Raw genomic sequence first — 11246 nt, forward strand, 5'->3', positions numbered from 1 at the left:
GCCCTGCCGGGCAAGCATACGTGGCGGCCGGCAGCAAGCCAATCGCTGTTGCAGCAAAAGTGCTGAAATCCTGTTGCCGCGCATGGCGGCCCACCCGCACTGGGGCCGGTGGGCTGTGGCAGGATCAGCGGCTTACCACAGCAGCTTGACCGACTTTTCCCCCAGCCAGTCCTGCAAAGCCAATAGCAGGCCATCATCCAGCCGCACGCCCCAGGCTTGCGGCAGGGCAACATCGCCACGGGCCTGGGCATTGCTGTAGCTGATGCGCACCAGACAGCCGTTTTCCTCGTCACGGTAAGGGCCAAGCAGGTTTTTCAGCTTGCCGACATCGGCATTGCCATTCATCTGCAAGGACAGGCCACGGGCAAAGCGGCTGCGCGCCTCGCCCAGATCGTACAGGCGGTCGGCCATGATGCGCAGGCCACCGGAGAAGGCGTCTTCGGTCACCTTGCCCTGCACGACCAGCACGATGTCTTCCTTCAGCCGGTTGCGGTTGGTTTCATAGCTGTCGCCAAACAGGCTGATTTCGCGCTTGCTGCTGCCATCGTCCAGCTCGACAAAGGCCATCTTGCCGCGATTACCCATCTTGACGCGGATGCCGGTGACAAAGCCGGCCAGCAGTTGTGGTTCCTTGCGTGGGCTAAGGCGGGACAGCGTGGTCTTGATGAAGGCGCGCACTTCCTGGGCGTAAGCGGCAAAGGGGTGGCCGGACAGGTAATAGCCGATGGCGACTTTTTCCTCGGCCAGCTTGACGGCGTCGCTCCAGGGGCGGGTTTCCACCATTTCCACTGCCGGCGCGACATCGTCGCCGAACATGTCGAACAAGCCACCCTGGTTGATATTGGCGTGGGCCTGGTCGGCCGCTTCCATGGCCAGGCCGACATTGGCAAACAGCTTGGCCCGGTTGGCTTCGATGCTGTCAAAGGCACCGGCGCGGATCAGCGCCTCGATCACCCGCTTGTTGACCAGTTTCTTGTCGGTACGCTGGCAGAAATCAAACAGGCTGGTGTAAGGGCCGCTGGCTTCGCGCACCGCCACGATATGGTCGACGGCAGATTCACCGCTGCCCTTGACCGCACCCAGCGCATAGCGGATTTCCTGGCGGCTGACCGGCACGAAGCGGTAAAAGCTGTGATTGACATCCGGCGGCAGCAAACGCAGGCCGTTCTTGGCGTCGGTGGCATCGTCGTAGAACACCTTGAGCTGGTCGGTATTGTCCAGTTCGGTGGACATGGTGGCCGCCATATAGGCGGCGCAGTGGTGGGCCTTGAGCCAGGCGGTGTGATAGGCCACCAGCGCATAGGCTGCCGCGTGCGATTTGTTGAAGCCGTAGCCGGCGAACTTCTCCATGTAGTCGAAGATTTCGTTGGCCTTGGATTCCGCGATGTCCTGCTTGGCGGCACCCTCGACGAACATGGCGCGCTGCGCCACCATTTCTTCGACTTTCTTTTTACCCATGGCGCGGCGCAGCAAGTCGGCACCACCCAGTGAGTAGCCGCCAATCACCTGGGCGGACTGCATCACCTGTTCCTGATACACCATGATGCCGTAAGTCGGTGCCAGTACCGGCTCCAGCAGCGGATGCAGGTATTCGAACTTGGCCCCGTGCATACGCTGGATGAAGTCGGGAATCAGGTCCATCGGGCCCGGACGGTACAGCGCCACGAAGGCGATAATTTCTTCGAACTTGCTGGGCTTGGCTTCCACCAGCATTTTCTTCATGCCGGAGGATTCAAACTGGAACACGCCGGTGGTGTTGGCGCTGGCAAAAATCTTGTAGGCGTCGGCGTCGTCCAGCGGCAGGTGGGCAACGTCCACGTCCTCGTTGCTGACCTGCTTGATATAGCGCTGGGCCAGTTCGATGATGGTGAGGTTGCGCAGGCCCAGAAAGTCGAACTTCACCAGACCGATCTGTTCCACGTCGTCCTTGTCGAACTGCGACACCGGTGACGCGCCATCGGCACTGGCAATGTATAGCGGGCAGAAGTCGGTCAGCCGGCCGGGCGCAATCAGCACGCCACCAGCGTGCATGCCGATGCCACGGGTGAGGTCTTCCAGCTTCATCGCCAGTTCGATCAGCTCATTCGCCCCTTCCGATTCGATCACTTCACCGATCTGCGGCTCCACCTCCATGGCCTTTTCCAGCCCCAGCGGCTTGTTGGCCTCCAGCGGAATCAGCTTGGACAGGCGGTCGCACAGGCCGAAGGGCAGGTCCAGCACCCGGCCTACGTCGCGGATCACCGATTTGGACGACATGGTGCCGAAGGTGGCAATCTGGCTGACGGCCTCTTCGCCGTATTTCTGCCGGGTGTACTCGATCACCCGCCAGCGGTTTTCCTGACAGAAGTCCACGTCGAAGTCGGGCATGGATACCCGTTCCGGGTTCAGGAAACGCTCGAACAGCAAGGCGTAACGCAAGGGGTCGAGATCGGTAATGCTCAGGCTGTAGGCCACCAGCGAACCGGCACCGGAACCCCGTCCTGGCCCCACCGGGCAGCCATTGCCCTTACCCCACTGGATAAAGTCGGCCACGATGAGGAAGTAGCCGGGAAAGCCCATCTGGATGATGGTGTCACACTCGAACTTGAGCCGGGCATCGTATTCCGGGCGGCGTGCCAGCCGTTCGTCCGGATCGGGATAAAGCTGCTCCAGCCGCATTTCCAGCCCGCGCTTGGCCTCGTACACCAGAAAATCGTCCAGTGTCATGCCTTCAGGCGTGGGGAATAGCGGCAGGTAGTTCTTGCCCAGCACCACCGAAATATTGCAGCGTTTGGCGATTTCCACCGTGTTTTCCAGCGCTTCCGGGATGTCGGCAAAGCGTTCCAGCATCTGCTCGGTGGTCAGGAAGTGCTGGCATTCGGAAAAATTGCGCGGGCGGCGTTTGTCGCCCAGGGTATAGCCTTCGGCAATGCACACCCGCGCCTCGTGCGCCTTGAAGTCGTCCGGATCGAGGAACTGGATGGGATGGGTGGCCACCACCGGCAGCCCGGTTTCACCCGCCAGCCACAGCGTGGCCTGCAGCACGCTTTCCACCTGCGGATTGTCCACGCGCTGGATTTCCAGATAGAAGCTGCCGGGGAACAGGCTTTCCCAGTACTGCGCGCGGCGCATGGCTTCTTCGCGCTGCCCCATGGCCAGGGCCATGCCCACATCGCCATGCTGGGCACCGGACAGGCACAACAGATTGCTGTTGTCGCCATTCTCCAGCCAGGCGCGCTTGATTTCGGCGCGGCCACGGTACTGGTTATCGGTAAAGGCCAGGGTCAGCAGCTCGCACAGGCGGCGGTAGCCTTCGCGGTTTTTCACCGTCAGCAGCAGGCGGGTGGGCTTGTCGCGGTCTTCTTCGTTTTCCAGCCAGATATCGGCCGAGATAATGGGCTTGATGCCCTTGCTGCGGCAGGCCTTGTAAAACTTGACCATGCCGAACAAATTCATCAGGTCCGACATGCCCATGGCGGGCATATTGTCTTTCTGGGCGCGTTTTACCGCGTCGTCCAGCCGGACAATACCGTCGGTGATGGAAAACTCCGAGTGGAGGCGAAGATGGATAAAGCGGGGTGCGTTCATCCCGGCATTTTACCGGCAGCGGCGCATCTGCACCATGCGCGCGACAAGAATATCGTTGTTGCCGCCACCGCTTACCATTCGGCCTTTTCTTGTGTTGCGATGCAGCATTAGAATGGTGGCATTGCAGATCAGCCAAACGGTGACAGAGATGGATTGTGATGTCAGGGAGCTGGACGGCACCAGCCTGTACAAATTGCTGACTGGCAGCGTGCTGCCGCGCCCCATTGCCTGGCTCAGTACCCAGGATTTGCTGGGCGTGGCCAATCTGGCACCGTTTTCCTTTTTCACCGTAGCCGGGCTGAATCCACCCATGCTGGCGATCACCATCCTGAAAAAACCGGATGGCAGCGACAAGGACAGCCTGGCCAATATCCGCGCCACCGGCGAGTTCGTGGTGAATATCGTCAATCAGCAACTGGTCGAGGAAATGAACCAGTCCTGCGCGGCCTATCCGGCGGAAGTGGACGAGTTTGATCTGGCCGGGCTGGAAAAAGTGCGCAGCAAGCAGGTGAAAGTGCCGGGTGTGGCACGCTCGCCGGTACGTTACGAGTGCGTACTGCATAGCTGCCTTGACTTGGGCCATGGGGCAGGCGGCAGCACGCTGGTGCTGGGTGAGATACGGCACGTGCATGTGGACGATGCGGTGTATCACGCAGGCCGGATCGATCTGCAGGTGCTGCACCCCATCGGCAAGCTGGCTGGCGATGGCTATACCCTGGTGCATGAGGACTTCGCGCTGGCCCGCCCCTGATCATGGGCCTGGCACCAGCAAGCAAAAAAGCAGCGCGAGGCTGCTTTTTTTGCGGCTGTTCCGGCAGGTGTCAGTGCAGCGACTGCACGATCTGGCTGGCCATCTCGTCCAGCAAGGCGTAGCGGCGGTTGTATTCGCTGCGTTTCTTGCTGGCAATGTCCTCCATCGGCTTGCGCGGGATGGGGAAGGGGATGCGGAAGTATTCGGTGTTGATTTTCTCGGCACCGATATCCAGCCAGAAGCTGTCGTAATCAGCCTGAAAATCGCGCCGATAGCGCCAGGAGCTATAGATATGGCTGTCCTTGCACACGGCCAGTACCTGCTGGCAACCCATTTTACGGGCGATGATGGTGAGGGCCTCCAGCGCCAGCCGTTTGGGGAACAGGCCATGGCAGGCCTTGGTGGCGGTGCGGATGCATTCGTGGCCGAATTCCTTGCGCGGTCCTTGCAGGCCGCCAACCAGCGCCACGCTCTGGCCCTGGTACTGACACAAGGTAAAGGTGAGTGTGGCCAGGGCCACCTGTTGGCCATCGATAAACTGCAGCGACAATTCGCCTTCCTTGTCGAAGGTGTGGTTGTGCCCCAGCACCCAGCCAAACTGGCTGTCATCCTTGCCGCTGACGCTGGCTAGCTTGAGGTTTTCCAACGACAGCAGCTTGCCGCGCAAGCTGGCAGGCAGTTGCAGCAGCTGGCTGTAGTGCTGCTGTAGCATGTCGGCCTTGGCGGCATTGCCCAGTCCCCGGTGCAGATAAGGACGGTGCAGCTTTTGGGCCAGGCGCGGAGCCAGCCGCAGGTAATCAAGCATTACTGGCTGACTGGCGAGAAAACCCAGCCAGCGGTAGCTGGCTGGCAGGGTAAGCAGGGTGCGCAGCGCCAGCTTGATGCGGTTTTTGCCTTCGTCCAGATAGTCGCGGCGGGAAAATGTTCCGCTGACCAGTTGACCAAGCAAGCGTACAGGGTGCGGCCCCGAAGCTGATTCGATTGTTTTCACGCAGAGTTCTTCTAAAAGCTGTTCATGCACGGAGGAGCATTATTGTTTATCCGGGAGCCGGCGTCTTTGGCCGGCTTGTCCCGTGGTGATGACCGTTTGTGACGGATGCGATGGTTATTTTTTTTCGTCGCGCGGTTTCATGGCCACCATGGCCGCGCGCTGCATTTCCAGGGTTTTCATCTGCATGGACAGCATGCCCAGATTCATGGTGAGCCAGCCTTCCACCACACGCAGCTCGGCCAGCTTGCGGTCGATTTCCTCCTCGCTCATTGGCGGCAGGAAAGGCTGGGCGCTGGCCGGGGTGGCAGTTTGCCAGAACTGGCGGAACATGGCGAATGGATCGGTGGGATTGAAATCGGCGCTCATGGCTGGCTCTCCTTGTCATATAAAAAAACGGGCAAGCTCTTGCTTGCCCGTTCAGTATAAGACCAAAGCCGATCGCTTAGCTGTTGCTGGCGGCTACCTGCGCATCCACGGCGGCCAGGGCTACCATGTTGACGATGCGGCGTACCGAAGAGATCGGGGTCAGGATGTGTACCGGCTTGGTCATGCCCATCAGGATGGGGCCGATGGTCACGCCGTCCGAAGCCGATACGCGCAGCAGGTTGTAGCTGATGTTGGCGGCTTCCACATTGGGCATGATCAACAGGTTGGCCGAGCCCTTCAGCGTGGTTTCCGGCATGGCCTGGGTGCGGATGGCTTCCACCAGGGCGGCGTCGCCCTGCATTTCACCATCGATTTCCAGGTCAGGCTGGGCTGCACGAATCAGCTCCAGTGCATTGCGCATCTTGTCGGCGGATTCGCCGTTGATGGTGCCAAAGCTGGAGTTGGACAGCAGGGCTGCCTTCGGCGCGATACCAAAGCGTTTCATGGCTTCGGCGGCCATCTTGGTGATGCCGGCCAGCTGGACTGCATCCGGCTTGGCATTGACATAGGTATCGGTGATGAAGATGTTGCCGGTCGGCAGGATCAGCGCATTCATGGCACCGGCCACCTTGTCGGCATTGTTGTAGCCGAGTACGGTTTCCACGATTTCGAAGTGCTGGCGGTAGGTACCGTAGGTGCCACAGATCATGGCATCGGCATCACCGCGACGGACCATCAGCGCGCCGATCAGCGTGGTGTTGCCAATCACGCGGCGGCGGGCCTGTTCCTGCGAAACGCCCTTGCGCTTCATCAGGTTGTAGTAGTCCTTCCAGTATTCGGCAAAGCGCGGGTCGGATTCATTGTTGACCAGCTCGAAATCCTTGCCGATCTCCATTTTCAGGCCCAGCTTTTCGATACGCTTTTCAATCACGCTCGGACGGCCGATCAGGATGGGCTTGGCCAGACCCGCCAGCACGATTTCCTGGGTGGCGTGCAGCACGCGCTCGTCTTCGCCTTCGGTCAGCACGACACGCTTGCTTTCCTTCTTGGCCTGCGAGAACACCGGCTTCATGAACAGATTGGTCTTGTACACGAACTGGGTGAGCTGATCGACGTAGGCGTCGAAGTCTTCAATCGGGCGGGTGGCCACGCCGGAATCCATGGCAGCCTTGGCCACGGCCGGAGCGATCTTGACGATCAGGCGCGGGTCGAAGGGCTTGGGAATGACGTATTCCGGGCCGAAGGACAGTTCTTCGTCGCCGTAGGCGGTGGCAACCACGTCGGACTGTTCGGCCATGGCCAGATCGGCAATGGCGCGCACGGTGGCCAGCTTCATTTCTTCATTGATGGTGGTGGCGCCAACGTCCAGCGCACCACGGAAGATGAAGGGGAAGCACAGCACGTTGTTGACCTGGTTGGGGAAGTCGGAACGGCCGGTGCCGATGATGGCATCCGGGCGTACTTCTTTCACCAGCGGCGGCAGGATTTCCGGTTCCGGGTTGGCCATGGCCAGAATCACCGGATGGGCTGCCATGGTTTTCACCATGTCCTGGGTCACCAGACGCGGGCCGGACAGACCCATGAAGATGTCGACACCCACCATGGCATCGGCCAGCTTGCGTTTGCCGTTGTCGGCAATGGCGTAACGCTGCTTGGATTCGTCCAGCTTTTCGTCACGACCATGGTAGATCACGCCCTTGGAGTCGCAGACGGTGATGTTCTCGCGCTTCACACCGAGTGCCACCAAGAGGTCGAGGCAGGCGATGGCGGCAGCGCCGGCACCGGATGCGGCCACGCGGACATTGGCAATGTCCTTGTTGACCAGGCGCAGCGAGTTCAGTACGGCGGCGGCGGCCACGATGGCGGTACCGTGCTGGTCGTCATGGAAGACCGGAATGCCCATGCGTTCGCGGCACTTCTTTTCGATATAGAAGCACTCGGGCGCCTTGATGTCTTCCAGATTGATGCCACCGAAGGTCGGCTCCATGGCACAGATCATGTCAACCAGCTTGTCGGGGTCGTTTTCGTTCAGTTCGATGTCGAAAACGTCGATGCCGGCAAACTTCTTGAACAGCACGCCCTTGCCTTCCATCACCGGCTTGCCGGCCAGCGGGCCGATGTTGCCCAGACCCAGCACGGCGGTGCCGTTGGTGATGACGGCTACCAGATTGCCGCGAGCGGTGTATTTGTAGGCATTGAGCGGGTCTTCCACGATGGCGTCACACGGGGCGGCCACACCGGGGGAGTAGGCAAGGGCCAGATCACGCTGGGTAGCCAGCGGCTTGGTCGGGGATACTTGAATCTTGCCGGGCTGAGGGAACTGGTGGAAATCGAGTGCGGCTTGGCGCAGTTGCTCGTCCATTCGTGAACTCCTGGGTGGTTTCTTATGGTCGTTTTGAATTTAGCTCAATATTATAAGGGCTAACCCTCTACCGGGGCTATGGTCCTGTCAGACAAGATACGCGGCGAGGGCGTTCATCCCTGCCGCGTACCTTGTCCTGTCCTGCTTTTAATGCATCATACCTAACATTCGCGGCAGCCACAGCGAGATGCCGGGAATATATGTTACTGCGACCAGGAAGCCGAGCATGGTGAGCAGCCATGGCCACACTGCCACGGTCAGCTCGGTAATGCCCATCTTGGTAATGCCCGACGCCACATACAGATTCAACCCTACCGGCGGGTGACACATGCCGACTTCCATGTTCACCGCGATCAGGATGCCGAAGTGGATGGGGTTGACTCCCAGCTTGACGGCCACCGGGTACAGGATGGGCGCCATGATCAGCACGATGGCGGACGGGTCCATGAAGTTGCCGGCAGCCAGCAGCAGGATGTTGGTGACCAGCAGGAAGGCGACAATGCCCAGACCCTGTGCCGTCATCCAGGCGGCCATCGCTTGCGGGATCTGCTCCGATGCCATCAGGAAGGAGAACAGCACGGCATTGGTGATGATGTACAGCAGCATCGAGCTCATCGACGCAGCGTTGATCAGCACGCGCGGTACATCTTTCAGCCCCATGTCCTTGTAGACGAACACCGCAATGATGAAGGCGTATACCGCGGCCATGGCAGCCGCTTCGGTCGGGGTGAAGATGCCGCTGTAAATACCACCGATGACCAGCACGATCAGCAGCAGGCCCCACATGCATTCACGGAAGGCTTGCAGACGCTCGCCCCAGCTGGCGCGCGGCAGGCGTGGGTAATCGAACTTCTTCGCACGATACCAGGTGGTCAGGCCCAGCAGCACCGACAGGCATAGGCCGGGCAATACGCCGGCCATGAACAGCTGGCCTACCGAGGCCGTGCTCACCGGGGAGCCATCAGGGCCGGTGACATCCATGCCGGCAGTGGCAATGGAGTACATCACCAGGTTGATGGACGGCGGGAACAGAATGCCCAGTGCACCGGAAGTGGTGATGACGCCGGCACCAAAGCGTTGCGGATAACCCTGCTTGACCATGGCCGGCAGGATGATGGAGCCCACGGCCACCACGGTGGCGACGGACGAACCGGTAATGGCGGCAAACAAGGCGCAGGACACCACGCCGGCCAGACCCAGGCCGCCGTACCAGTGGCCAACCAGGGTGGTGGCAAAGCGGATCATCCGTTTGGCCACCCCGCCGTGCATCAGAAAATTACCCGCCAGGATGAAGAAGGGAATCGCCATGATTTCGAACTTCTCGATGCCGGTAAACAGCTTGAGCGCTACCGACTGGATAGGTACTTCCGTCATGGTGAATAGAAAGGTCAGTACCGTCAGACCCAGCGAGATGGAGATCGGCATGCCGGTCAGCATCAGCGTCAGCAGCAGACCGAAAATGATAAGCGTGGTCATTAGTGCTTGCCTCCGTGGTTCAGGTCGTGCGGGTGCAGATTGTCCAGTTCTTCTGCGCCTTCTTCCAGGCCATCAACATGGCCGTGATCATGCTTGGGCAGGCTGCCGGTCTTGATGAAGTTCCAGGTCACTTGCAGGAAGCGGAAGCACATCAGCGAAGAGCCGCAGGGAATGGCCAGATAAACCAGCCACATCGGCGCTTCCAGATCAGGCGAAGTCTGATCGGTATGGGCGATGGCCCAGACAAAATCACTACCCAGTGCAGCAATGACGCCGGTAAACAGGGCACCGGACAGCAGGCCGAAAATGATGAACTTGGCGCGGTTCTTGTCCGACAGGCGGTTGATCAGTACATCCACGCCCACGTGGATGCCGGTACGCACACCATAGGCGGCACCGAACTTGGCCATCCACACAAACAGATAGATGGTCAGTTCCTGTGCCCAGGCCATATTGATGTGGGCGAGGTAGGGTTGCAGAGTTTCGATGCCCGAGCCGTAGCGGTGCAATACCGCGGCAAAGGTGATGAGAGTGGCGCTTCCCATCAGCAGGGCAATCATCCACTCCTCAAGGTGATCGAGGAATTTCAGCATGATTGTTCTCTTTCAGCAAAAAAGAGCGTGGGTGCTAGCGCACGCACGCTCCATTCATGGGCCGATCAGTTGTTGGGATTAAAGCCGGTTTCTTTGTAGATCGCCTTCAGCAGGTCCGGGCCGATGCGTTCGGCCATCTTGGCGTGAACCGGCAGCATGGCTTTCTTGAAGGCAGCACGTTCCGCTGCGCTCGGGGTGTAGACCTGGGTCTTGCCGGAAGCCTTGATGGCGGCCAGCGAGCGGTCGTTTTCCTTCTTGGCGATGTCGTTGGCGTACTTGGAGGCATCGACGATGGCGCCATCCAGCTGGGTACGTACGTCAGCCGGCAGGCCATCCCAGAATTTCTTGTTGACGATGACGGCATAGCCCAGGAAACCGTGCTGGGTCAGCGTCAGGTTTTTCTGTACTTCGTAAGCCTTGCTGGTGTACAGGTTGGAGGCTTCCAGTTCGGTGCCGTCCACCACGCCGCTTTGCAGCGCCTGATACACTTCGGAGAAGGCCATGACTTGCGGCAGTGCGCCTACCGAGCGCATTTCTTCTTCCAGCACCTTGGACGACTGGATACGGATCTTCAGGCCCTTGAGGTCGGCCGGCGACTTGATCGGCTTGTTGGAAGAGAAGTTCTTGAAGCCGTTGTCCCAGTAAGCCAGGCCCTTGATGCCCTTGCTTTCTAGCTTGCCCAGCAATTGCTTGCCGATGGCACCGTGCATCACCTTGTTTACTTCGTCATAGTTGTCGAACACATACGGCAGGTCGAAAACTTCGAATTCCTTCACGCCCAACGGACCAAACTTGGCCAGCGACGGGGCCAGCATCTGAACCGCGCCCAGTTGCAGGGCTTCCAGTTCTTCCTTGTCCTTGTATAGCTGGCTGTTGGGATAAACCTGAACCTTGACCTTGCCGTGGGTACGCTCTTCCGCCAGTTTCTTGAAGTATTCGGCGGCCTTGCCCTTGGGGGTGTCCGGCGATACCACGTGGCTGAACTTGATGACGATTTCGCCAGCGGCCTGGGCCATGCCGGCTACACCAAAGGAAGCGCCGATCAGCAATGCAGCAATTTTCAGTTTCATGCGTGTCTCTCCGTTTCTGTTTCCGTTTGCGTTGAATGTTTTTGCTTTGTATTACAGCCCTTGTCTGTGG

The 11246-nt window shown here is 59.6% G+C and carries 8 protein-coding genes; 1 reads left to right on the forward strand and 7 read right to left on the reverse strand.

The window, feature by feature from the left end:
• Positions 1–132 precede the first annotated feature (132 nt).
• Positions 133–3567, reverse strand: coding sequence for a DNA polymerase III subunit alpha (dnaE, locus tag FAZ30_RS11735; RefSeq protein ID WP_137009465.1), 3435 nt, complete (start codon positions 3565–3567; stop codon positions 133–135).
• Between the two features lie 121 nt (positions 3568–3688).
• Here dnaE and FAZ30_RS11740 point away from each other — a divergent pair, with 121 nt between their 5' ends.
• Positions 3689–4318 carry a flavin reductase family protein gene (locus tag FAZ30_RS11740; protein ID WP_205676588.1) on the forward strand — a complete coding sequence of 210 codons (630 nt, stop codon included), beginning with the start codon at positions 3689–3691 and terminating at the stop codon, positions 4316–4318.
• A 70-nt stretch (positions 4319–4388) separates the two neighbouring features.
• Here FAZ30_RS11740 and FAZ30_RS11745 read toward each other — a convergent pair whose 3' ends face one another.
• From FAZ30_RS11745 to FAZ30_RS11770, 6 genes are all read right to left on the reverse strand, one after another.
• The gene (locus FAZ30_RS11745; RefSeq protein ID WP_168190828.1) at positions 4389–5309 is read right to left on the reverse strand and encodes a VirK/YbjX family protein; all 921 of its coding nucleotides are present in this window, start codon (positions 5307–5309) and stop codon (positions 4389–4391) included.
• Positions 5310–5423: 114 nt separating this feature from the next.
• Positions 5424–5675 carry a PhaM family polyhydroxyalkanoate granule multifunctional regulatory protein gene (locus tag FAZ30_RS11750; RefSeq protein ID WP_124641341.1) on the reverse strand — a complete coding sequence of 84 codons (252 nt, stop codon included), beginning with the start codon at positions 5673–5675 and terminating at the stop codon, positions 5424–5426.
• Positions 5676–5751: 76 nt separating this feature from the next.
• Positions 5752–8037, reverse strand: a complete 2286-nt coding sequence (locus tag FAZ30_RS11755; RefSeq protein WP_137009467.1) for an NADP-dependent malic enzyme — start codon at positions 8035–8037, stop codon at positions 5752–5754.
• Positions 8038–8184: 147 nt separating this feature from the next.
• Positions 8185–9513 carry a TRAP transporter large permease gene (locus FAZ30_RS11760; protein ID WP_124641345.1) on the reverse strand — a complete coding sequence of 443 codons (1329 nt, stop codon included), beginning with the start codon at positions 9511–9513 and terminating at the stop codon, positions 8185–8187.
• Positions 9513–10106 (reverse strand): TRAP transporter small permease, encoded by a 594-nt coding sequence (locus tag FAZ30_RS11765; RefSeq protein ID WP_137009468.1) that lies wholly within the window; start codon positions 10104–10106, stop codon positions 9513–9515. Before FAZ30_RS11765 ends, FAZ30_RS11760 begins: the two co-directional genes overlap by 1 nt.
• Before the next feature lie 65 nt (positions 10107–10171).
• Positions 10172–11176 (reverse strand): TRAP transporter substrate-binding protein, encoded by a 1005-nt coding sequence (locus FAZ30_RS11770; RefSeq protein WP_124641349.1) that lies wholly within the window; start codon positions 11174–11176, stop codon positions 10172–10174.
• Positions 11177–11246 lie beyond the last annotated feature (70 nt).

It is taken from the genome of Aquitalea aquatilis, assembly GCF_005155025.1.
GTDB classification, from domain to species: Bacteria; Pseudomonadota; Gammaproteobacteria; order Burkholderiales; family Chromobacteriaceae; genus Aquitalea; species Aquitalea aquatilis.

Excerpts from the sequence above, each read along its gene's own strand:
- dnaE (WP_137009465.1), bottom strand. The coding sequence starts at position 3,567 with ATGAACGCACCCCGCTTTATCCATCTTCGCCTCCACTCGGAGTTTTCC.
- FAZ30_RS11750 (WP_124641341.1), bottom strand. The coding sequence starts at position 5,675 with ATGAGCGCCGATTTCAATCCCACCGATCCATTCGCCATGTTCCGCCAG.
- FAZ30_RS11755 (WP_137009467.1), bottom strand. The coding sequence starts at position 8,037 with ATGGACGAGCAACTGCGCCAAGCCGCACTCGATTTCCACCAGTTCCCT.
- FAZ30_RS11760 (WP_124641345.1), bottom strand. The coding sequence starts at position 9,513 with ATGACCACGCTTATCATTTTCGGTCTGCTGCTGACGCTGATGCTGACC.
- FAZ30_RS11765 (WP_137009468.1), bottom strand. The coding sequence starts at position 10,106 with ATGCTGAAATTCCTCGATCACCTTGAGGAGTGGATGATTGCCCTGCTG.
- FAZ30_RS11770 (WP_124641349.1), bottom strand. The coding sequence starts at position 11,176 with ATGAAACTGAAAATTGCTGCATTGCTGATCGGCGCTTCCTTTGGTGTA.